Source organism: uncultured Comamonas sp. (assembly GCF_964277875.1).
Lineage (GTDB): Bacteria > Pseudomonadota > Gammaproteobacteria > Burkholderiales > Burkholderiaceae_C > Comamonas > Comamonas sediminis.
In genome coordinates this window covers 24,290-45,414 of sequence record NZ_CAXYJV010000005.1, presented here as the reverse complement: position 1 = coordinate 45,414, position 21,125 = coordinate 24,290, and the positions used below count along the sequence as shown (strand labels likewise).

Genomic DNA, 21,125 nt, shown 5'->3' with positions numbered 1-21,125 from the left:
CATTCATTTGCGCAATACCACCATGCCCCACCGCCCTCCCACCCATCTACAGGACACCGCGCTGCGCTACTTCCATGAGGTGGTGCAGTGCGGCTCGGTCAGCGCCGCATCGCTGCGCCTGCATGTGGCCAGCTCGGCCGTCAGCCGCCAGATCAGCGGGCTGGAGGCCCAGCTGGGCACGGCACTGTTCGAGCGCCATGCGCGGGGCATGCAGCCCACGGCGGCCGGGCAGATCCTGGCCGAGCTGGCGCGCCGCATCAGCCTCGATGCCGAGCAGGCCATCGATGCCATCCATGCGCTCGACAGCCTGCGCGCCGGCCTGGTGCGCATCGCCACCTCCGATGCCTTTGCCAATGAGCTGCTGCCCCAGGCCTGCGTGGCCTTCCAGCGCCGGCACCCGGGCCTGCGCTTTGAGGTGAGCATGGTGCCGACCTTGCAGGTCTCGGCCAAGCTGCTGGCCGGCGAGGCCGATATTGGCCTGCGCTTCAGCATGTCCCCGCTCAAGAACATTGCCGTGGTGCACCGCCAAAGCGCACCGGTGCTGGCCGTGTTGCCGCCCGGCCATGTGCTGGCGCGCCAGGCATCGCTCACGTTGGCCGAGCTGGCCCGGCATCCGCTGGCCCTGCCACCGGCCGAGACGGCGATCCGCCAGATGATCGACCTGGCCTGCAGCCGCCAGGGCCTGCAGCTGGACCCGGTGCTGACCACCAACCATGCCAAGACCTTGCTCCATTTTGCGGTGCATGGCGGCGGTGTCACCGTCTCCAGCGAAGTGGGGGTGCGCCATATGCTGGCAGCGGGCAGCCTGGTCGCCCGCCCCTTGACCGATGCCGGCCTGGACCTGCGCGACATCGAGGTGCAAACCCTGGCGGGCCGCCAGCTGCCCGCCGCGGCCCAGGCCTTTTTGGCGCTGCTGGTGCAGGAGCTGCAGGCGATGCCGGGCCCGCGCTGAGCGCTGTCTTACAGACCCAGCTGCTTGCGGAACGCCTGCGCCTGGCTGAAATGCCCATTGCCGATGAACGGCACCGGCGGGCGCAGCGCTGACAGCGGCGAGGGGTGGTTGCTGGTCAGCACCAGATGGCCCCGGTCCAGCGGGATCAGCGCACGCTTGCTTTGCGCATGGCTGCCCCAGAGCATGAAGACCACCGGCTTGTCCCCCTCGGCCACCTGGCGGATGATCGCATCGGTGAGCAGCTCCCAGCCCTTGCCGCTGTGGCTGGCGGCCTGGCCCTCTTCCACCGTCAGGCAGGTGTTGAGCAGCAATACGCCATGCGTGGCCCATTTGACCAGGCTGCCACCTGGATCGGGGAAAGGCGGGAACGGCACGCCCAGGTCGCGCTGCATCTCCTTGAAGATGTTCTGCAGCGACGGGGGCAGGCGCACCCCCGGGGCGACGGAAAAAGCCAGGCCCTCGGCCTGCCCGCGCCCGTGGTAGGGGTCTTGCCCGAGGATGACCACGCGCACGCTCTCGGGCGGGGTCAGGCGCAAGGCGCGCAAAGGCTCGGGCGGGAAGATCACCGCCCCGGCGTCCAGGCGCTGCTGCAGGTACTGCGACAGCTGCTGGCCCTTGAGGCTGTCAAAGAATTGGTCCACCGTGGCTTGCCAGCCGGCAGCAACCTGGTGGTCATGGAGCGCTTCAGATGTCAGTTGCATGCCCGCATTGTGCACGCTGCGCGGGCGCCGCTGGGCTATCGCCCTTTGCATTCGGCTTGCAGCGTAGACAGCGCTGCCGGGTTGAGCAGCGCCACCAGCCCACAGGCGAGGGCGCCCTGCCAGTGCACATAGTCATGCCCCGTGCTGTGCTCCCGCTGGGTCACCGGGTAGCCTTGGGTCCGCAGCACATCGCCCAGTTCACGGCTGGTCTCCAGAATGCCTGCCTGCCCGCCGCGTGCGCTTTCATAGCGGCCCGCATCCAGGTAGAAGCGAACGTTCTGGCGGGGCGCTGCCGCCCACCAGCGCGCCATCGCATTGGGCGCTTCGGCCTCCGGCGCCCACCAGTAGGAACCGGACAGGCTCAGCACATTGCCAAAGCGTTCCGGATGGCGCAGCGCCATATAGCTCGATGCCAGGCCGCCATAGCTGGAGCCGGCAATCACCGTGCGTGCGGCGGGCACATCCAGCCCCTGCGTGGCCAACCAGGGCATCAGCTGCAGCCCCATGAAATCGGCAAATGCCGGGTTGGGCGGCAGCTCGGTATTGCGCAGTTCGCTGCTGGCATTGGCCACCAGCACCACGGCCGTGGCCGGGATCAAGCCCTGCGCCTGCAGCCGCTCAACGATCTGCGGCGTGGGCACCTGGCGCAGATAGGCATGGGCATCGAACAGCACCAGCAAGGCGCGCTGGTCCTGCGGGGTCTGGGCCCAGCCCGCAGGGCGGTAGATCCAGACATCGCGGCCATGGCCCAAGGCCGCCGAATGCAGCCAGTGGCGCTGCAGATCGCCCGGCAACGGCCCGTTGGCCGGCTGCGACCAGGGCTGCGCCGGCGCATCGGGCAGCTGCAGCACCGAGCGGCCCTGGTATGGGTCCACCGCTGCAGCGCCATCTTCCGACGCGGCCCAGCTGCGCGGGTTCAACGGGTCGCGCTGCAAGGTCGCCAGAATGCTGCGGCGCTGCTCGGTCGCCGTGCCGTCGATGCCGGGGACATCGGGCGCCATGCCATAGCTCAGGCGCGCATCGCTGGGCATCACAAAGCTGCTCCACCACACATCCGAGCGGCCCAGGCGCTGCAGCGATTCATGGTTGCCCGAGGGGCTGCCGAACAGGCGCACGCTGTGCTGCGCGCCGCGCCACAGAAAAGTCACCAGCCGCTCCTGGCCGCTCCAGGGCTCCACCAGCGGCGTTCCGCGCTGGGCCATCTCCTGCCAGAACGCATCAGTGGCGCCGCCACGCTCCAGATCGTGCGCCAAGGCCTGCAGGCGCGGGCTTTGCAGCGGCTTGCTGGGCAAGGCCACCGGCGGGCCGGCACGTGGGGCCCAGGCGCGTTGGATCTCTAGGCGGTAGTGGCCTGCGGCCGCCTGCGCAGGCAACTGGCCGGCCTCCGCGCTGCTGCTGGCATAGGCCACCGCCGGCTGCGCATTCCAGTGCAACAGCAACTGCTCGCCCGCCTGGGCCTGCCAGGTGATGCCCTCGCCCACGCCATCACTGCGCAGCAGGCGGCGCAGATGCCGGCCTGCCGCATCTTGCAGATCCAGCTGCACACCACGGCCATCGACCTCCGCGCGCACCACGCTGCCGGCGGGCACCTGCAGCGCGTCGAGCTGCCAGCGCTGCTCTGCGCCAGGGGCCAACTGGCCTTGCACCGTCTGCCCGATGCGCAGCAGCTGCGCAGGCGCTGGGCGCTCGGGTGCGCTGGCGCAGCCGCCCAGCACGGTCAGCCCCAGCGCTGTACTGGCAGCGAGCCCGCGCAGACGCGATGGTGGTAGGACAAAGGCGCTGGGCGCTTGGGGAGCATGGCGATCATGGATACTCATGGACAAACAACGGCAAACAGGCCGGCGGCCCTTGCTGGGCATGGGGCCGCTGGCCGGGGAAGAAGGGAAAGAGGCGAAGAAAAAACCCACTCCTAAAATGTAGAAATGGGAATTATTCGCAATTGATACTAGCACAGCGCCTGCGCTGCCAGACCCACCAACTTGCTTGACGAGCCATGCCCTACCGACGATACCCCTGGACCCCGGCCCTCGCCGCGGCCTGCTTGCTGTGCAGCCTGGCCGCCGGCGCGCAGACCGCCAGCAGCGAAACCAGCACCACCGAGCGCGAGATTCAATCGCTGTTCAAGGCCTTGCAGCAGTCGGGCTGTGAATTTTCCCGCAATGGCCAGTGGTACAGCGCCAGCGAGGCCAGCGCGCATTTGCAGCGCAAGTACAGCTACCTGCAAAAAAGAGATTTGGCGCCCACGGCCGAGGCCTTTATTGCGCGCGCGGCCAGCCAAAGCAGCATGTCGGGCAAGCCCTATCTGGTGCGCTGCCCGGGCCAGCCGGAAGTGCGCAGCCAGCAATGGTTTGAGGCCCAGCTGGCCCAGGCACGCACGGCGCAGTAGCGGCATTGCGCCGCTACTCGTTTTTTCTTAGCTGCTTTGCTTAAACGAACAGCTTGGCCAGTGCTTCGCCCGGTTCATCGGCGCGCATAAAGGCCTCGCCCACCAGGAAGGCGTGGATGCCGGCATCGCGCAAGGTCTTGACATCGTCCGGGCTGGCAATGCCCGACTCGGTCACCAGCAGGCGGTCGGCAGGCACCTGCTTTTGCAGATCCAAGGTGGTCTGGATGCTGACTTCAAACGTGCGCAGATCGCGGTTGTTGATGCCAATCAGCGGCGTCTTGAGCTTGAGCGCACGCGCCAGCTCGGCGCCGTCATGCACCTCGACGAGCACAGCCATGTCCAGGCTGCGTGCAATCTGTTCCATCTCGGCCATCTGGGCGTCGTCCAGGCAGGCGGCGATCAGCAGCACGCAGTCAGCGCCCATCGCGCGGGATTCATAGATCTGGTAGGGATCGACCATGAAATCCTTTCGCAGCACCGGCAGCAAGGTGCTGGCGCGGGCCTGCTTCAGAAAATCCGGCTCGCCCTGGAAGAACTGGCGGTCGGTCAGCACCGACAGGCAGGCGGCGCTGGTCTTGCCATCGCCCACCATATAGCTCTGGGCAATGTCGGCCGGGTCAAAATCGGCACGGATCACGCCCTTGCTGGGACTGGCCTTTTTCACCTCGGCGATCACCGCGGCCTGGCCTTGGGCGATCTTGGCGCGCAGCGCGCCGACAAAGTCACGGGTCAGCACACGGCTTTCGGCGTCGCGGCGCATCACCTCGAAGGGGCTGCGCTTCTTGGCCTCGGCCACTTCGATGCGCTTGGCCTCACAGATTTTTTTCAGAATATCGGACATGTGTTTTCCTTGGTTGGGAGGCCGGCTCAGGCGGCAAGCCGGCGCGTCAGGGCCACCAGGTCCTGCAGCTTTTGCAAGGCCGCGCCGCTGTCGATCGCAGCGCGGGCGCGCTGCAGGCCGTCTTCGATCGAGCTGGCCACATTGGCCGCATAGAGTGCCGCACCGGCGTTGAGGCAGACGATATCGCGTGCGGGGCCTTGCTCGCCTTGCAGGATGCCCATCAGCATCGCCTTGGACTGTTCGGCATTGTCGACGCGGAACGCGCGCGTGCCCACCATTTGGATACCGAAGTCTTCCGGATGGATCTGGTACTCGCGCACCACGCCGTCCTTGAGCTCGCCCACCAGGGTGCTGGCGCCCAGGCTGATCTCGTCGAGGCCATCACGGCCATAGACGACGATCGCATGCTCGGCGCCCAGGCGCTGCAGCGCGCGCACCTGGATACCGACCAGGTCCTCGTGGAAGACGCCCATCAGGATATTGGGCGCACTGGCCGGGTTGGTGAGCGGGCCCAGGATGTTGAAGATGGTGCGCACGCCCAGCTCCTTGCGGACTGGGGCCACGTTCTTCATCGCCGGGTGGTGGTTGGGCGCAAACATGAAGCCAATGCCCACCTCGGCAATGCTCTGGGCGATCTGCTCGGGGCTCAGCTGGATGTTGACACCCAGCGCTTCCATCGCATCGGCACTGCCCGATTTGCTGGAGACGCTGCGCCCGCCATGCTTGCTGACCTTGCCACCGGCAGCGGCAATGACAAACACCGAGCAGGTCGAGATGTTGAAGGTGTTGGCACCATCGCCACCGGTGCCGACGATATCGACCAGATGCTGGCGATCGGCCACATGGACCTTGTTGGAGAACTCGCGCATCACCTGGGCGGCAGCGCTGATCTCGCCAATGGTTTCCTTCTTCACGCGCAGGCCGGTCAGGATGGCGGCAGTCATCACCGGGGAGAGCTCGCCCTGCATGATCATGCGCATCAGGTGCAGCATCTCGTCGTGGAAGATTTCGCGGTGCTCGATGGTGCGCTGCAGCGCTTCTTGGGGAGTAATCGACATGGAGTTTCTCGCTGTATCAGGGGTCAGGCGCCGGGCTTGTCGGTCAGCGCCAGCTTGAGGCCAAAGCCAATGAACATGGCGCCGGCCGTGCGGTCCAGCCAATGCAGGCGCTGGCGCAAGCCGCCCGCGCGCCGGGCCATTCCGGCACCCATCCCCACCCAGAGCATATTGACGGGAATGGCGTTCAGGTTGAAGAGCAGGCCCAGCGCGGCAAAGGCCAGGCTCTTGTGGGCGTAGTCCGCGGCGATGAACTGCGGAATAAAGGCCAGAAAGAAGATGGCGACCTTGGGGTTGAGCACGTTGGTCCAGAAGCCGCCCCAGAAGATGCGCGCCAGACGGGTGCCCGGCTCTGCCAGAGCCGTTGCGTTACCGGCAGGCGACAGCGGCTTGCTGTTGTTTTTGCTGCGCAGCATCTGCACACCCATCCACAGCAGGTAGGCCGCGCCCAGCCACTTGAGCACGCCAAAGGCAGTGGCCGAGGCGGCCAGCAATGCGCCAACACCCAGCGCAGCAGCCGTCACATGCACCATGCAGCCAGCGGTGATACCGGCGCTGGCCACCAGGCCGGCACGCCAGCCCTGGCGCGCTGCATGGCTGAGCATGTAGAACACGTCCGGGCCCGGGGTGAGGTTGAGCAGCCAGCCAGCTGCGATGAACATCAGCAACTGGTGCAGCTCGATCATCAGCGCTGCTCCAGAAAGTTCTTCAGCATCGCATGGCCATGCTCGGTCAGGATGCTCTCAGGGTGGAACTGCACGCCCTGGATCGGCAGGCTCTTGTGGCGCACGCCCTGGATTTCGCCATCTTCACTGGTGGCGGTCACTTCCAGGCAATCGGGGCAGCTGCTGCGCTCGATCACCAGCGAGTGGTAGCGGTTGACGGTGAATTGCGCCGGCAGACCGGCAAACACGCCTTCTTGCGTGGTCGTGATCACGCTGGTCTTGCCATGCATTTGCTGCACGGCACGCACCACCTTGCCGCCAAAGGCCGCGCCAATGGCCTGGTGGCCCAGGCATACGCCCAAAATAGGCAGCTTGCCGGCAAAGTGCTGGATTGCCGCGATGGAGATACCGGCTTCGGCCGGCGAGCAGGGGCCGGGCGAGATGACCAGCCAATCGGGCTGGTGGGCAGCGATGGCCTCGAGCGAGGTTTCGTCATTGCGCACCACCACGACCTCGACCCCCAACTCACCGAAGTACTGCACGATGTTGTAGGTGAAGCTATCGTAGTTATCGACCATCAACAGTTTTTTCATCGTCACTCCCGGGGTTTGCCGCCCGCTTGCAAGCGGGCCAGTTCGCGGTGTTCGTAGGCGATGTAGGCTTCCATCATCGCGCGGTAGATAGCCTCGATCACATCGGGTTGGCCGCCTTCGAGCGCCGCGCGTTCGCGCACGCGGCTGACGATGGTCTCGATGCGCTCTTCATCACGCACCAGCTCGGGGTTGTTCTTGACCTTGGCAGCCTGGGTCATGTAGCCGCCGCGCTCCACCAGCAGGGGCACCAGGATGTCGTCGAGCGCATTCACATTGCGGCGCACGTCGGCCATGGTGTTGCAGTCTTCTACTTTGTCGATAGCGCGGGTCATTCCAGTCCTTCCTCAACGAGTTCGGCCGCGCGCAGCAGTGCGCGGGCCTTGTGTTCGGTCTCTTTCCATTCCAGCTCGGGCACCGAGTCGGCGACCACGCCAGCCGCCGCCTGCACATAGAGCATGCCGTCCTTGATGACGCCGGTGCGGATCGCAATGGCCAGGTCCATGTCGCCGGCAAAGCTCAGGTAGCCGCAGGCACCACCATAGATCCCGCGCTTGACCGGCTCGAGCTGGTCGATGACTTCCATCGCATGCACCTTGGGCGCACCCGACAGGGTGCCGGCCGGAAACGTGGCCTTGAGCACGTCCATGCTGGTCATGCCGTCCTTCAGAATGCCCTCGACATTGCTGACGATGTGCATCACATGGCTGTAGCGCTCCACCGCGAAGGCCTCGGTCACCTTGACGGAGCCGGTCTTGGCAATGCGGCCGATGTCGTTGCGCGCCAGGTCGATCAGCATCACGTGCTCGGCGCGCTCCTTGGGGTCGTTCACCAGCTCCTGCTCGGTGGCCTTGTCCTTTTCCGGCGTTGCAGCGCGCGGCCGCGTGCCGGCCAGCGGGCGGATGGTGATCTTCTGCCCTTCCTCGACCTGCTCCTGGCGCACCAGAATCTCGGGGCTGGCCCCTACCACCTGGAAATCACCAAAGTGGTAGTAGTACATATAGGGGCTGGGGTTGAGCGAGCGCAGCGCGCGGTACAGCGACAGCGGGTTCTCGGTGTAGCGCTTCTGGATGCGCTGGCCCACCTGCACCTGCATGAAGTCGCCGGCGGCAATCATCTCCTTGGCCTCCAGCACAGCCTGGAGGTAATCGGCCTTGGCAAAGCTGCGCTCGGAGGGGTAGCTGTCACCGGCCTTGATTTGCGGCACGCTGACCGAGTAGCGCAACTGCTCCTTGAGCTGGCGCACGCGCTTCTTGGCCTTGGAATAGGCCTCGGCCTCGGCCGGGTTGGCATAGACGATCAGGTAGAGCTTGCCCGAGAGGTTGTCGATGACGGCGACCTCTTCGCACTGCAGCAGCAGGATGTCGGGCGTGCCCAGGGTGTCGGGCGGGCAGCTGTTCTCGAGCTTTTTCTCGATGTAGCGCACCGCGTCATACCCGAAATACCCCGCCAGACCACCGCAAAAGCGCGGCAGACCGGGCGACAGCGCGACCTTGAAGCGCTTTTGGTAGTCGGCAATGAAATCCAGCGGATTGCCTGCATGGGTCTCGACCACCTGGCCATCGGTCACCACCTCGGTGCGGGCATCGGCGCCAAAACCGCTGGCGCGCAGCAGGCTGCGGGCAGGCAGGCCGATAAAGCTGTAACGGCCAAAACGTTCGCCTCCGACCACGGATTCGAGCAGAAAGCTGTGCTTGCCGTCGTCATGCGTGTGGCAGAGCTTGAGGTACAGGGAGAGAGGGGTTTCCAGATCCGCAAACGCTTCTGCGACCAGAGGAATGCGGTTGTAGCCTTGGTTGGCCAGACTTTTGAATTCGAGTTCGGTGATCACGAAGAACCATCCCCAGCTTGAGCAGCGCACGCTGGATGTGTGCGTATCGTGCGCTGCAGTTCATCTTTGGTGGGCTGGCCTTGCAACCAGCCCTCGGGCGCACGCTGGGGCGTGTTACCCAGCGGCAATCAAACAGGCATAGATACAGGCTTACGCCAGGGCCAAGCTCCCCGGTCGGAACGACCTGTAATGACTGCGTGATGGATGAACATGGCGCCTAGTGTAGCAAACGAAACCACAAACGACGGTGTAAAAACCAGAAAACCGGGGATTTCAGCGCGGCAAGCCCGCCGCCGTCCCCTGCCCGGTCTGCAGACTGCCCCGCTGCAGCCGCTGGTGCTGGCAGCGCCTGGGCTGCAAAGCGCCCACCAAGGTATCGACGACCTGCTGCGCCTTGGCCGAGTTGTCGCCCGAGAAGTTGCAGACGTAGACATCGAGCGTGACATGGCCCAGCTCCGGCCAGGTGTGGATCGCCACATGCGACTCGGCCAGCAAAACCACGCCGGTCACACCACCGGGCTGGCCGTTATGGCCGGGAAACGGCACCCAGCTGTCATGCATGCGCGTCAGCCCCGCATCGGCCACCGCCTGGTTGCACAGCGCAGCGAGCGCCTGCGCATCGACCAGCCAGGCCGCTGGGCACTGGCAGTCATACAGGTCGGCGGTCAGGTGCAGTCCGTCCACAGAAAGCGGCCTCAGGCCTGCAGTTCGCTGAGCGCATCGACATAGCCGGCCGCTGCCACCTGGCGGATCGGCTGGCCGTGGTTGTAGCCATAGCTGACCAGCACCACCGGGCAGCCGGCGTTGTGCGCTGCCTCGGCATCGTTGCTGCTGTCGCCCACCATCAAGGTCTGGGCCGGCTTGCTGCCCAGCGCCTCGCAGGTCTTGAGCAGCGGCAGCGGATCGGGCTTCTTGCGCTCGAACGAGTCACCGCCAAACACATGGTCAAAATAGCCGCGCAGCCCCTTGGCGCGCAGCAGCGGCTCGGCAAACGACAGCGGCTTGTTGGTCAGGCAGGCCATCTTCAGCCCCTTGGAGCGCCATTGCGCCAGCCCCTTCTCCACCCCGTCATACACGCGGGAGAAGCGGCCATTGATCGCCAGGTAGTGGTGCTGGTAGCGCTCCCAGGCCTGGGCATAGCGGTTGTCGATCTCGGTGGCCGGCACTGGCTGGCCGCTCGCTTGGTGCACCTGGGCCAGCACATGGTTCAGCACCGCGCGCAGCAGATGCTCCGACCCCTTGCCCACCATCGGCTCGATGGTCTGCACATCGATCGCCGGCAGCTGCAGATCCGCCAGCATGCGGTTGAGCGCCTCGGCAAAGTCCCCCATGGTGTCGACCATGGTGCCGTCCAGGTCGACGATGACGGCTTCGCAGCGCTGCAGGGTTTTGTTTACATCAGTCATGACACATTCTTTCGGGCCCAGCCGGCGATTGTGCCGCAGATCCCGATCAGCTGATGCCGCATTGAATGCGGTCCGCCGCTTGTCGCACGCGGATAGCCACTTGTCGTCCAGCACCCCTTATTTGCAAAGTATTACTTATGATTCATTTCATGAATTATGGGCATTCGTCACTGCAGCGGCGGGCATCTGGCTTTACCGCGATAGAGCTTTTGGTGGTCATTGCCATCGTGGCGGTTCTCGCGTCGCTGGCAGCACCCAGCTTCAAGGGTTTGATGGAGCGCTGGCGGGTACGCAGCGCTGTGGAAGATCTGCAATCCACGCTCTACTTCGCACGCTCTGAAGCCATTCGGCGTGCAGGGGATGTCGTCATCGTCAAAAAGGCCAATGGCAGTGACTGCACGGCTGCGAGCGCTGATGCGCAATGGGGCTGCGGCTGGCTGGTATTTCCGGATGTCAATCGCGACGGCTCACAAAGCGGTGATGCCGAAACGACGCTCCGGCAGACCAATGCATCTCCCCGCACGGAGATTGAAGTGAGTGCTGCGGGCACCACGATGACCGGCAAGATCCGTGTGGATCGGTGGGGGAGTTTCAGCAATAACGGCGCCTCTGCGCTCACTTTTCGCGCTTGGCCGCAAGGTTCGAGCAGCAGCAATTCCGCAGCCCAGACCCTATGCATCCAGGCCGGTGGCTTGATCAGGCGGTTGAACTCAGGGACTGCAAGCTGCTCCTGACCCTGCTTTTCCAACCTCGCTCAGCGCATGCAGCGCTTGCGAGCTCAGACACAGAAAGAAGTCCTATGCGCCGGTTGACGAGAATCTCTGCCGCACCCCGCCGCCAACGCGGCATCAGCTTGCTGGAATCGCTGATTGCCCTCGTGGTTGCCGCGCTGGGCATTCTGGGCATCGTGGGCGTGCAGTTGCGCACCCTCAGCGACACGCAGACCAGCGTGCGCCGAGAGCAGGCGATCCGGCTCATTGAGGACCTGAGTGAGCGTATGAAGGTCAATCCCAATGCGATGGCCAACATGAGCAGTTATATCAGTGGATGGGACGACACCTCTACGCCCAGCAAGATTTGCAGCAATGTCGTCTGCACAGGAGCAGAGCTCGCTGCCTACGATGTATCGCAGTGGAAAGCATTTCTCCAGGAGCGAATGAAGGGAGATGCGAACCTGTTTGTTGCCGCTGGCGAAGACGTCGCCGCCAACCGGCGTCAGTTAGGCGTGATGATCCGCTGGCGCGAAAACGAGAGAAAAGGCGCCGACAGCGACTACCGCTCGGCCATCAACGCCGCTGCCGATAGTGGAGCTACTGTGACCTGCGCAGAAGGCTATACCTGCCATCTGCAGTACATCCCCGTCAGCGCCCGCTGCGCCCCCTATAAGGGCACCAGCACAGCTCGTTATTTCTGCCCAGGTACCTGATATGCCTCACAAAACACCTCATGGTTTGCAGATGACGCCTGCAGCCAGCGCCTCTTACATCGCAACGCGCAGCAGACAAAGCGGCCTCACACTGGTGGAGCTGATGGTGGGCGTAGCCATTGGGCTGATGGTCGTGGCGGTAGCAGGGGGCGCGCTGATGGTGTCTCGTGGCACTTCGGGCACGGTCAGCGACGCCAGTGCGCTGCAGCAGCAGGCTGGCTACGCCTTTCGCGTGATCGGTCAGCAGCTGCGGCAATCGGGCTCGCTGTATCTCAACCTCAATGCCTCCAAAAATACCAGCACGGACATTGACCGGTATGCGTTGCCAGTGGCTTTCGAGGCCAAGGCCACTTCTTCCACTCCAGGAAGGGCTTTTTCCCCGGCGACCGACACCATCAGCGGTACAAACACCACGCTCAACCTGGGGTACCGGCGTTACAAGGAGCCGGTCTACCCCGTCAACGACACGTCCCCCGCTACGCAGTCGCTGTCACGCGATTGCCAAGGCGGTCCGCAAGACTCGGACACCGCGGACAACAACAGCTTCATGCGCATTTCCAGCGCGTTTGCACTCAACGCCAACAATCTGGTCTGCACCGGCACCACCGGTACGACCCAACCAGTGATTGGCAATGTGGCCAACTTCCGTGTTCGGTATTTGCGAATGACCGATACCGCCAGCGGCGCCCCCAAGATCCAGTATGTCAATGCTGCCGCCGTAGGCACCAACTGGGGGCAGGTCACCGGGGTGGAGGTCTGTCTTGTTCTGTATGGCAACGAACCCATGAACCTGCCCTCGGGAAACGACAGCGCCACCTATACCGACTGTGATGGAACCACCTCGGTGGACTACACCAGCGCCTCCTCCACCGACATGAGCGGCAGCGCCATTGGAGCGGCCCGTGCCCAACGCATGCACATGGTGTTTCGCAGTGTCTACCAATTGCGCAGCCAGGGGCTGATTGGCAATGTGCTGTAACCCGAACCAAGAGCCCTAACCATGCAAGGCAGATTCTTCATTCGCGACCAACGCCCACCGCTCCGCCAGCAACGCGGCGTGGCCCTGTTCGTCGTCATCATCTTTGTCATGCTGTCGATGCTGCTGGCCCTGTGGTCGGCGCGCACCTCCCTGTTTGGAGAAATGATGGTCAGCAATGATGCGGATTACCAGCGCGCCTTCGAGGCCGGACAAGCGCTGCTGCAGGACGCGGAGCTGGACATCCGCAATGAAAATGCCGACGGCTCCGTGTGCAGTGGTACGGGTGATGTCTGCCGCCAAAGCACCGCAGACCAGATTCCATTGGAGGCGCCGTCGGTGGGCAAGCTGCTGGCCACGCTGGACAGCCAAGCCTACAAATGCCGCAATGGCCTGTGCACCAAACGCCAAGGCAACCAGGATTTTTGGAACAACACGGATGCAAGCCGTGGCGTCACCCTGGCACAGATGACCAGCACCCCCACGGGCGGCGCACCCATTGGTGCGCGCTATGGCCAATACACCGGCGCCAAGCTGGGCAATGCCAGCAACCCGGCCAATCCCATCCTCGCAGACCGCAGTGCTGCCAACCGCGGTGGCTGGTACTGGATCGAGGTGCTGCCTTATGACGAGAGCAGCAAGAACTCGAATTTGATCGTCGCCGAAGACAGTGCCGGCAACAGCATGGTGGCCAATAACTTTTTGGCGCTCAATATGATCCCGAATGTCGTCTATCGCATCACCAGCCTGGCTTATGGGCGAAAGCCCAATACGCAGGTGGTCCTGCAGCAGACCTATGCACGCCAGCGGCTCAAGGACTGAGCTCACCACTCTGGATCTTCAACGCTTTGACAGCAGGACGCTGGCCTGATGGCCATGCTGGCTGAAACCAACTATTCGCACTACCGACAGGAGGCGCTGTGGCTTACAACAACACCCCCCAATTCCGCAAACATCTGCTGGCCTTGGCCGCATGCGCTGCACTGGCACCACACAGCAGCTGGGCCCTGGAGCTGGCCAGCGGGCCGCCTGGCACCAAGGAGCCTTATGTGGCTCCCAATATCATCATCTCTATCGATGATTCGGGCAGTATGCAGTACCGGCTGGATCGGGAAAACCAAACGGGAGCCAGCAATACGCAGGTGCCCAATGCCGATGGCTCCTGGCCCGTGTCTGCACGGCGTATCAATGTGCTGAAGTACGCACTCATCGGTAACGGCGGCAGCGGTGGCGTGTTGCGCGATACGTCCCTGCTGCCTGACGGCAAGGTGCGCATGTCCTGGCAGGCCATGTGGAACAACGGCAATGCATCTGGCGCCGACAGTGTCGACAGCACCACGATGAAGACCAATTCGATGCGCGTGCTGAACACCAGCCACCGCGACAACCTGATCAGCTTTATCAATGGACTGAGCGCCGTCAACGGCACGCCATCGCACAAGATGTTCTCGCAGGCCGATGGCTACATGCGGCGACCTCTATCGACCAACAGCCCCTGGGCGTCGGTGCCTGGCACGACGGGATCGCCTTACCTGGCCTGCCGCCGCAGCTACCACATCATCATGACGGACGGACGCTGGAACAGTACCGCCACCAAACCTGCCCAAACGGACAACACGACCAACCTGACCTTGCCGGACGGCACGGTCTACGGCGGCACCACAGCCGCCGACCGCGCCAAGAGTGCTTTGTACCGTGATGCATTTGACTATACGCTGGCGGACTGGGCCTTCTACAGCTGGGCAGTGCCACCGCATACCACGGGCTGGACGGGCACCATGCAGCCCACTTCCGACTACCGCAAAGCGCCCGCCACCGAGACGTTCACCAATGGCAGCACCACCGCCACCTTGGACCGTTATTGGAACCCCCGCTACAACCCTGCCACCTGGCCGCACATGGTGACCTACACGATTGGCTTCAGTGCGCTGTCCTACACCTGGAAGCAGACCTACAACGAGGCCAAGTACAACATCAGCGCTTCGTCCAGCATGGTGCCTTTTGGCTATGACGGCAGCTTCCCCGACCTGGTCAATGGCACCAAGACCTGGCCCGATATGAATAGCGGCGGGGAAGAAGTCCGCGCACTGGATCTGTGGCACTCGGCCATCAACGGCCGGGGCCGCTTCTACGCGGTGCAAAAAGGTGAAGACCTGGAGAAGGCCTTCCGCGAAATCTTTGGCCAGATCAACACGCAGACCGATGCCGATCTGACCTCGTCTGTCAGCAGCGGCTCAAACGCGGCGCGCTACGACGTGGCCACCTTCACAGCAGGCTACCAGCCCGATTCCAGCTGGAAGGGCTATGTGGCGGCCCGAACGGTGAGTAAGAGCGGCACCAGCACACCAGCCTGGGAAAACAAAACGACCGCCGACCTGCTCGATGCGTTGACCGGCGTGACGAACCGCTTGATTCTGGGGTGGAGTGACCAGTGGGTCACCAAGACCAGCACGACATCGGGTGACAAGGGCGGTGTCCAGTTCAAGTGGGCCAGCGACCAGACCTACCTGAGCACCGCACAGAAAGCCAAGATCGGGCTGGCCAGTGCCACGCCCATCGCCACCAGCGGTGAGAGCATTGTGAACTTCATCCGAGGTGATCGCACCTTGGAAGGCTCGGACACCACCGGCTACACCACCGCCAAGCCATTCCGCGAGCGCAAGAGCCGCCAAGGCGATATCATCAACTCCGGCGTCTGGTACACCGGCGCCCCCTCAGGCACCTATGCGCTGCAAGGCTACAGCAGCTTTGTGCAAGCGCAGAAAGACCGCGTCCCCATGGTGTATGTCGGCGGCAATGATGGCATGCTGCATGGCTTCTCCGCGACCGATGGCTCGGAGAAGCTGGCGTACATCCCCAATGGCGCTTTGACATCGCTCAAGAACCTGGCGAGCTCGGGCTATACCCACCAGTATTTTGTCGATGGCTCACCGATGACGGGTGATGTGGAGCTCGGAGGCGTCAGGGAAACCACGCCCGGCAACCAGGCTTACATTGCAGACTGGCGCACCCTGCTGGTGGGCACGATGGGGGCCGGCGGCAAAGGCTACTTTGTGCTGGATGTGACCAATCCCGCAGCCGGCAGCACCTCCAGCGCTCCCAGCTTTACGGCAGCCAATGCCAACACCCTGGTACGCCTGGACCGTACCCGTGGCGTGGCTGACCCTCTGGATTGCACCGCGCTGACCGGAGCGCAACGCACTGCCTGCATTGCCACCGCAGAAGAGGACCGCGACATTGGCCACATCACGGCCAAGCCAGTGATGGATGAAACGGACTTCCTGCGCACCACACAAATCACCCGCATGAACAACGGCCGCTGGGCAGCGGTAATGGGCAATGGCTACAACAGCACCAACCAGCGCCCGGTGCTGCTGATCCAGTACCTGGACAAGGGCCAGGAGCTGGTTCGCATTCCAGTGACAACCGCCACCGCCGGCACCGGCAATGCCAATGACAACGGCCTGTCAGCCCCGCGCTTGATCGACCTGAACGGCGATGGACGCATCGACATCGCCTATGCGGGCGACAACCTTGGCAATATCTGGAAATTCGACCTGACCAGCGATGTTGCCAGCGAATGGAACGTGGCCTTCAGCGGCTCTCCGCTGTTCACCGCGCGTGGTCCCTCGGCCCTCAGTTCCTCCGCCCGCACCAATGTCCAGCCGATCACGGTGGCACCCACGGCGCGCGCCAATGACCGGGTCAAGGAGGTGACCCAGACCGATGGCACAAAGAAAACCGTACCTGTGGGCGGCATGATGGTCGCCTTTGGCACCGGCCGCAATGTCAGCCGCAATGACCCCAGCGATGTGCTGGTACAAAGCATCTATTCGGTGCTGGACAACACGCGCTACCGGGTAAGAAAAACGGAAGGATCCAGCCAATGGCTGGAAGTGCATCCCGGCAAGCCCTGCACGTCCTCTGCGCCTGCGGAATGTCTGGCAGTGCCGGCACCCGCTGCCTTGGGTACGGGCGTGACCACTGCAGGGCTGGCCAAACGGTCAATCGCCGAGCTCAACATCGCCGGAGGCGTGGGCGGCCGCGTGGACGAAGTGGACACGCTCGACAAGACCACCTGGGGCACCACCTACAACGGCTGGTACATGGACCTTCCGGCAGTGGGCGAGCGCGCGCTGAAGAACCTGGAGCTCTATGACAACACCAATATCCTGCTTGCCTATACCCAGGTCCCTGCGAAGGGACAGGATGTCGATGTCAACCGGGAGAGCTGTGACTCCACGTCGGTCGATAGTGAGCGCCAGTACCGTACGATGGTCAACATCATGGATGGCAAAAAGCCCAGCATCCAGCTGATCAACCTGGGCAGCAATACCTCGTTCAGTGCCTCGGACAACGGCAATGCGTCCCGTGCGCAGGTGGACAAGGGCTCGCACTCGCAGGTCGCCGCATCGGAGACGCAGATGCTCGATATCAGTACCTGTACCGGTGACCGCTGCATCAACAATATGGAGGCACTGCTGCGCATGCCTGAACAAACCTTGCGCCCCACCTGGCGCCAGCTGCAGTAAGAAGGAACAGCAATGAATCCAAGAACCGTGACGAAGCAACGCGGCTTCACACTGATCGAGTTGATGATCGTGGTCGCCGTGGTGGGCATCCTGACGGCGATCGCGCTGCCCAGCTATAACGAGTACATCCGGCGTGGTCACCGCGCCGACGCGCGTGCCACGCTGCTGCAGGCGGCGCAGTGGATGGAGCGTGCGGCAACTGCCAACGGTACCTACCCAACGAGTTTGCCTACCAGCATGAGCACCATGCCTTCGGGACGCTATGCAATCAGCCTGAACTCCAATGGCTCAACCTTCACATTGACGGCGACCGCTCAAAACGCGCAAGCGAACGACAAGTGCGGCAACTACACGTTGACGAACACCGGTCTGCAGGGCGCCAACGGTAAAACCGAAGGTGCATCGGGTTACGACAGCAGCTGCTGGAGCAAATAAGCGCGCGCGAGACTTCGGCGAGCTCCGCAACAGAAAAGGCTCCGGCAACCCATTGCCGGAGCCTTTTTATCGCCCATCCTCAGGGCAAAACCATCACCCCAGTGCCACCCGCATCTGGTCGATCACTGCCTTGTAGTCGGGCTTGCCAAAAATCGCGCTGCCGGCCACAAAGGTATCGGCCCCTGCATCCGCCACGCGGCGGATATTGGTTTCCTTGATGCCGCCGTCGACTTCCAGGCGGATGTCCTTGCCGCTGGCGTCGATACGCTTGCGGGTGGCTTCGATCTTGCGCAGGGTCGAGTCGATGAAGCTCTGGCCGCCAAAACCGGGGTTGACGCTCATCAGCAGGACCAGGTCGATGTCCTCGATCACCCAGTCCAGCACGTCCAGCGGCATCGCGGGATTGAAGACCAGACCGGCCTTGCAGCCCTGTGACTTGATCGCCTGGATGCTGCGGTGCACGTGGGCCGAAGCATCGGGGTGGAAGCTGATATAGTCGGCGCCTGCCTGCGCAAAGGCGGCGGCCAGCTCGTCCACCGGCTGCACCATCAGGTGCACGTCGATCGGCGCCGGCGTGCCGTCAGCCCGGATCGCGTGGGGCTTCAAGGCGGCGCAGACCATGGGGCCGAAGGTCAGATTGGGGACATAGTGGTTGTCCATGACGTCAAAATGTATCCAGTCCGCGCCAGCGGCCAGTACGTTGCGCACTTCATCGCCCAGGCGGGCAAAGTCTGCAGACAGGATCGAGGGGGCAATTCGGTAGGTGGAGCTCATCCCTCTATTGTCGCAGTTAGTATTTCTACCTGACTTCAATCCAGTTTCACATGCCAAAGTTCCAGTTTGAGGTGTCGGTGACACCGCAGTACCTGCCTGAGCAGTCCATGCCCGAGGCCGGCGTGTTTCACTTTATCTATAGCATCATCATCAGAAACAGTGGTGATGTGCCTGCGCAGCTGATTGCACGGCACTGGATCATCAAGGATGCGACTGGACTGGTCCAGGAGGTCAAGGGCCTGGGCGTGGTGGGCCACCAGCCGCTACTCGCACCCGGCGAATCCTTTGAGTACCAAAGCCAGTGCCGCCTGGCCACACCCCAGGGCAGCATGGAAGGCAGCTATCTGTGCATCAGCGACGAGGCACACACTTTTGACTGCCCGATCCCGCGCTTCACGCTCGATGCCACCCAGTACCCCGCCCAAGATGACGACCTGGCGCAAGGACGAGTGCTGCACTGATGTTTCGCAAGAAAAAGCAAGACCCGCTGCCACAGCTGCTGACGGGTCTCAACCCCGATGCGCCACTGGCCGAGCGCAACCTCTGGATCATCGAGATCTTCGCCTGGATCCGCGGCCAGCAGAACTCGGTCGATGCAGCCCTTGCCCGCGTCAGCCAGTTGCTGGACGCGATCGATGGCAATGCCGCACTGCGAGAGAAAGTACAGCGCTGGTGGGCCGTGCAGCTGCAGACCATCGACCTGACCGCGCTGCTGGCCGACTTTGGTTTTGCACCCCGCACCGCGTTCTTCAATGAGATGGCCGAGCGCCTGCGCTGGAAGCTGCTGCCCTCCACGCCGGAGACGATTGATGCGACCGTGCTGTTTTCGATGGCGCTGCACACGCCTTTCGATGCGCAGTGGCTCAAGGCCATGGACAAGCCCTTGCTGGAGCGCATCGCCCAGCTGCTCTCGCCGGGCTTTGTGTCGCTGGAGGTGATGGTCGTCCCCACCCAGATCGCCCAAAGCGATGTGGATGCCGGCAGCATTGCCGGCCTGGAGCATTACGGCAACCGGCTCTCGCCGTGGCAGCACCTGGTGCTCAATGCGATCACCTATTGCGCCGGTCAGATTCTGGCGGCCGGCTTTGCGCCGGAGCTGCGCCTGCGCATGAGCGGCAGTGCCAAGAACACGCAGCCCTTCTACAGCCTCATCAGCGGTGTGGAAGAGCTGCGCCGCGCGATGCTGCACCCCAGCCCCAAGGCGGCGCAGGTGCTCGAAGCCGAAGAAACCGTGCGCCGCAGCCTGGATGAGTGCCGCGCAGCCGTCGCCTCGATCTACGAGCATTTTGAGGACAATGGCGTGTCCGTGGGCGTCGTGTTCCGGCTGCGCCAGCTGCGCATGCGCATCCTGCGCGTGCGCGAGCTGCTCGACTGCCTGCTGTCGGCCAACCCCAAGGTCATCACCGCCAAGCTGCTGGCCCACCTGGTGGCCGTCGGCCTGGAGCGCCAGAGCATCCGCGCGCTGATCTCGTCCAACTCGTCCTTGCTGGCCTCCAAGGTGGCCGAGCGCAGCGCCGAGACCGGCGAGCACTACATCACCCGCGACAAGCGCGAATACGCGCAGATGGCACGCAAGGCAGCCGGAGGCGGCCTGGTGATGGCTTTCACCACCTTGATCAAGTTCTCGTTGCACGCGATTGCCATTTCCGCGTTCTGGGCGGGATTCCTGGCAGGCATCAACTACGCGATCAGCTTTGTGCTGATCCAGCTGCTGCACTTCACCGTCGCCACCAAGCAGCCAGCGATGACCGCGCCGGCGATGGCCGCCAAGCTCAAGGAATCGGGCGATACCGAGGCAGGCATTGCGTCGTTTGTCGACGAGGTCAGCTACCTGGTGCGCTCCCAGGTGGCCGCCGTGCTGGGCAATGTGTTCACCGTCTTCCCGATGGTGCTGCTGCTGACCTGGGGCTGGGCCCGCACCACCGGCGCGCCCTTTATCGACCAGCATGAGGCCGAGCAGACCTTGAAGTCGCTCAGCCTCTGGGGGCCTTCGGTGTTCTATGCGGCCTTCACCGGGGTGCTGCTGTTCTCCTCCAGCATCATCGCCGGCTGGACCGAGAACTGGTTCGTGCTGCACCACATGGACTCGGCGATCCGCTACAACCCGCGCATCACGCGCTTTCTGGGCAAGGCGCGGGCCGCGCGCTGGGCGGCTTTCATGCGGCGCAATATCTCCGGCTTTGCCTCGAACATTTCGCTGGGGTTCATGCTGGGCCTGATCCCCGTGGTGGCCCAGTTCTTTGGCCTGCCGCTCGATATCCGCCATGTGACCCTGGCCGCCGGCCAGATCGCCGCAGCCGCCACCAGCATGGGCCTGGGCGTGCTGCATTTCCACGGCTTCTGGCTTTGCGTGGCGGCGCTGCCGCTGCTGGGCGGCTTCAACATCCTGGTCAGCTTCTACCTCGCATTCCGCCTGGCCTTGCGCGCGCAAAACGTCAGCAATGTCGAGCGCTCGCACATCTACAAGGCGCTGATCAAGCGGGTGCTGACGCGGCCGCTGAGCTTTTTGCTGCCGCTGCGCCTGAGCCGCCACACCCCACCCGGAGAGCACTGAC

General features: G+C 63.5%; 21 protein-coding genes. 10 read left to right on the top strand and 11 right to left on the bottom strand.

Features of this window, described 5'->3' with window-relative positions; translation table 11 throughout:
- Positions 1-22: 22 nt before the first annotated feature.
- A complete protein-coding gene (locus ACHWUQ_RS02600; protein ID WP_394680268.1) occupies positions 23-952 on the top strand; it encodes a LysR family transcriptional regulator in 930 nt (309 codons plus the stop codon).
- A gap of 8 nt (positions 953-960) precedes the next feature.
- Here ACHWUQ_RS02600 and ACHWUQ_RS02595 read toward each other — a convergent pair whose 3' ends face one another.
- Positions 961-1,653: a uracil-DNA glycosylase gene (locus ACHWUQ_RS02595; RefSeq protein WP_394680267.1), complete on the bottom strand. Its 693-nt coding sequence runs from the start codon at positions 1,651-1,653 to the stop codon at positions 961-963.
- A gap of 35 nt (positions 1,654-1,688) precedes the next feature.
- The gene (locus tag ACHWUQ_RS02590) at positions 1,689-3,470 is read right to left on the bottom strand and encodes an enterochelin esterase domain-containing protein (RefSeq protein WP_394680266.1); all 1,782 of its coding nucleotides are present in this window, start codon (positions 3,468-3,470) and stop codon (positions 1,689-1,691) included.
- A 176-nt stretch (positions 3,471-3,646) separates the two neighbouring features.
- On the opposite strand from ACHWUQ_RS02590, the gene ACHWUQ_RS02585 reads away from it, so the two are divergent.
- Entirely contained in the window at positions 3,647-4,039 is a 393-nt protein-coding gene (locus tag ACHWUQ_RS02585; protein ID WP_312835743.1) for a DUF5329 domain-containing protein, read from the top strand.
- Between the two features lie 40 nt (positions 4,040-4,079).
- Here ACHWUQ_RS02585 and trpC read toward each other — a convergent pair whose 3' ends face one another.
- The 8 genes from trpC to gph form a co-directional block, all read right to left on the bottom strand.
- Entirely contained in the window at positions 4,080-4,880 is an 801-nt protein-coding gene (gene trpC, locus ACHWUQ_RS02580) for an indole-3-glycerol phosphate synthase TrpC (RefSeq protein ID WP_394680265.1), read from the bottom strand.
- A gap of 26 nt (positions 4,881-4,906) precedes the next feature.
- Entirely contained in the window at positions 4,907-5,938 is a 1,032-nt protein-coding gene (trpD, locus tag ACHWUQ_RS02575; protein ID WP_239810493.1) for an anthranilate phosphoribosyltransferase, read from the bottom strand.
- 23 nt (positions 5,939-5,961) lie between these two features.
- A complete protein-coding gene (locus ACHWUQ_RS02570; RefSeq protein WP_394680264.1) occupies positions 5,962-6,621 on the bottom strand; it encodes a LysE family translocator in 660 nt (219 codons plus the stop codon).
- Positions 6,621-7,193 carry an aminodeoxychorismate/anthranilate synthase component II gene (locus tag ACHWUQ_RS02565; protein ID WP_312459581.1) on the bottom strand — a complete coding sequence of 191 codons (573 nt, stop codon included), beginning with the start codon at positions 7,191-7,193 and terminating at the stop codon, positions 6,621-6,623. Before ACHWUQ_RS02565 ends, ACHWUQ_RS02570 begins: the two co-directional genes overlap by 1 nt.
- Before the next feature lie 2 nt (positions 7,194-7,195).
- Positions 7,196-7,525 (bottom strand): chorismate mutase, encoded by a 330-nt coding sequence (locus tag ACHWUQ_RS02560; RefSeq protein WP_230778534.1) that lies wholly within the window; start codon positions 7,523-7,525, stop codon positions 7,196-7,198.
- Positions 7,522-9,021: an anthranilate synthase component I gene (gene trpE / locus ACHWUQ_RS02555; protein WP_239810489.1), complete on the bottom strand. Its 1,500-nt coding sequence runs from the start codon at positions 9,019-9,021 to the stop codon at positions 7,522-7,524. The genes ACHWUQ_RS02560 and trpE overlap by 4 nt, the downstream gene beginning before the upstream one ends.
- Positions 9,022-9,294: 273 nt before the next feature.
- Entirely contained in the window at positions 9,295-9,705 is a 411-nt protein-coding gene (speD, locus tag ACHWUQ_RS02550) for an adenosylmethionine decarboxylase (RefSeq protein WP_239810488.1), read from the bottom strand.
- Between the two features lie 11 nt (positions 9,706-9,716).
- Positions 9,717-10,427 (bottom strand): phosphoglycolate phosphatase, encoded by a 711-nt coding sequence (gene gph, locus ACHWUQ_RS02545; protein WP_312528745.1) that lies wholly within the window; start codon positions 10,425-10,427, stop codon positions 9,717-9,719.
- Positions 10,428-10,564: 137 nt separating this feature from the next.
- Between gph and ACHWUQ_RS02540 the strand changes: the two genes are divergently transcribed.
- The 6 genes from ACHWUQ_RS02540 to ACHWUQ_RS02515 all read left to right on the top strand — a co-directional run bounded on the left by ACHWUQ_RS02540 (position 10,565) and on the right by ACHWUQ_RS02515 (position 17,796).
- A complete protein-coding gene (locus ACHWUQ_RS02540) occupies positions 10,565-11,161 on the top strand; it encodes a GspH/FimT family pseudopilin (RefSeq protein ID WP_369460920.1) in 597 nt (198 codons plus the stop codon).
- Between the two features lie 65 nt (positions 11,162-11,226).
- Complete coding sequence (gene pilV / locus ACHWUQ_RS02535; RefSeq protein WP_312459605.1) at positions 11,227-11,853, top strand: type IV pilus modification protein PilV; 627 nt, start codon at positions 11,227-11,229, stop codon at positions 11,851-11,853.
- Between the two features lie 31 nt (positions 11,854-11,884).
- A complete protein-coding gene (locus ACHWUQ_RS02530) occupies positions 11,885-12,832 on the top strand; it encodes a PilW family protein (protein ID WP_394680263.1) in 948 nt (315 codons plus the stop codon).
- 21 nt (positions 12,833-12,853) lie between these two features.
- Positions 12,854-13,651 carry a PilX N-terminal domain-containing pilus assembly protein gene (locus tag ACHWUQ_RS02525; RefSeq protein WP_239810484.1) on the top strand — a complete coding sequence of 266 codons (798 nt, stop codon included), beginning with the start codon at positions 12,854-12,856 and terminating at the stop codon, positions 13,649-13,651.
- A 98-nt stretch (positions 13,652-13,749) separates the two neighbouring features.
- Positions 13,750-17,361 carry a pilus assembly protein gene (locus ACHWUQ_RS02520; protein ID WP_394680262.1) on the top strand — a complete coding sequence of 1,204 codons (3,612 nt, stop codon included), beginning with the start codon at positions 13,750-13,752 and terminating at the stop codon, positions 17,359-17,361.
- Between the two features lie 12 nt (positions 17,362-17,373).
- Complete coding sequence (locus ACHWUQ_RS02515) at positions 17,374-17,796, top strand: type IV pilin protein (RefSeq protein ID WP_305852708.1); 423 nt, start codon at positions 17,374-17,376, stop codon at positions 17,794-17,796.
- Between the two features lie 93 nt (positions 17,797-17,889).
- Here ACHWUQ_RS02515 and rpe read toward each other — a convergent pair whose 3' ends face one another.
- Entirely contained in the window at positions 17,890-18,570 is a 681-nt protein-coding gene (gene rpe / locus ACHWUQ_RS02510; protein WP_312459629.1) for a ribulose-phosphate 3-epimerase, read from the bottom strand.
- Positions 18,571-18,620: 50 nt separating this feature from the next.
- Here rpe and apaG point away from each other — a divergent pair, with 50 nt between their 5' ends.
- Both apaG and ACHWUQ_RS02500 read left to right on the top strand, forming a co-directional pair.
- On the top strand, positions 18,621-19,031 hold the full coding sequence (apaG, locus tag ACHWUQ_RS02505; protein WP_239810481.1) for a Co2+/Mg2+ efflux protein ApaG: 411 nt from the start codon (positions 18,621-18,623) through the stop codon (positions 19,029-19,031).
- The gene (locus ACHWUQ_RS02500; protein WP_394680261.1) at positions 19,031-21,124 is read left to right on the top strand and encodes a site-specific recombinase; all 2,094 of its coding nucleotides are present in this window, start codon (positions 19,031-19,033) and stop codon (positions 21,122-21,124) included. The genes apaG and ACHWUQ_RS02500 overlap by 1 nt, the downstream gene beginning before the upstream one ends.
- The last annotated feature ends 1 nt before the right edge of the window (position 21,125 follow it).

Excerpts from the sequence above, each read along its gene's own strand:
- ACHWUQ_RS02600 (WP_394680268.1), top strand. The coding sequence starts at position 23 with ATGCCCCACCGCCCTCCCACCCATCTACAGGACACCGCGCTGCGCTAC.
- ACHWUQ_RS02595 (WP_394680267.1), bottom strand. The coding sequence starts at position 1,653 with ATGCAACTGACATCTGAAGCGCTCCATGACCACCAGGTTGCTGCCGGC.
- ACHWUQ_RS02590 (WP_394680266.1), bottom strand. The coding sequence starts at position 3,470 with ATGAGTATCCATGATCGCCATGCTCCCCAAGCGCCCAGCGCCTTTGTC.
- ACHWUQ_RS02585 (WP_312835743.1), top strand. The coding sequence starts at position 3,647 with ATGCCCTACCGACGATACCCCTGGACCCCGGCCCTCGCCGCGGCCTGC.
- trpC (WP_394680265.1), bottom strand. The coding sequence starts at position 4,880 with ATGTCCGATATTCTGAAAAAAATCTGTGAGGCCAAGCGCATCGAAGTG.
- trpD (WP_239810493.1), bottom strand. The coding sequence starts at position 5,938 with ATGTCGATTACTCCCCAAGAAGCGCTGCAGCGCACCATCGAGCACCGC.
- ACHWUQ_RS02570 (WP_394680264.1), bottom strand. The coding sequence starts at position 6,621 with ATGATCGAGCTGCACCAGTTGCTGATGTTCATCGCAGCTGGCTGGCTG.
- ACHWUQ_RS02565 (WP_312459581.1), bottom strand. The coding sequence starts at position 7,193 with ATGAAAAAACTGTTGATGGTCGATAACTACGATAGCTTCACCTACAAC.
- ACHWUQ_RS02560 (WP_230778534.1), bottom strand. The coding sequence starts at position 7,525 with ATGACCCGCGCTATCGACAAAGTAGAAGACTGCAACACCATGGCCGAC.
- gph (WP_312528745.1), bottom strand. The coding sequence starts at position 10,427 with ATGACTGATGTAAACAAAACCCTGCAGCGCTGCGAAGCCGTCATCGTC.
- ACHWUQ_RS02540 (WP_369460920.1), top strand. The coding sequence starts at position 10,565 with ATGATTCATTTCATGAATTATGGGCATTCGTCACTGCAGCGGCGGGCA.
- pilV (WP_312459605.1), top strand. The coding sequence starts at position 11,227 with ATGCGCCGGTTGACGAGAATCTCTGCCGCACCCCGCCGCCAACGCGGC.
- ACHWUQ_RS02530 (WP_394680263.1), top strand. The coding sequence starts at position 11,885 with ATGACGCCTGCAGCCAGCGCCTCTTACATCGCAACGCGCAGCAGACAA.
- ACHWUQ_RS02525 (WP_239810484.1), top strand. The coding sequence starts at position 12,854 with ATGCAAGGCAGATTCTTCATTCGCGACCAACGCCCACCGCTCCGCCAG.
- ACHWUQ_RS02515 (WP_305852708.1), top strand. The coding sequence starts at position 17,374 with ATGAATCCAAGAACCGTGACGAAGCAACGCGGCTTCACACTGATCGAG.
- rpe (WP_312459629.1), bottom strand. The coding sequence starts at position 18,570 with ATGAGCTCCACCTACCGAATTGCCCCCTCGATCCTGTCTGCAGACTTT.
- apaG (WP_239810481.1), top strand. The coding sequence starts at position 18,621 with ATGCCAAAGTTCCAGTTTGAGGTGTCGGTGACACCGCAGTACCTGCCT.
- ACHWUQ_RS02500 (WP_394680261.1), top strand. The coding sequence starts at position 19,031 with ATGTTTCGCAAGAAAAAGCAAGACCCGCTGCCACAGCTGCTGACGGGT.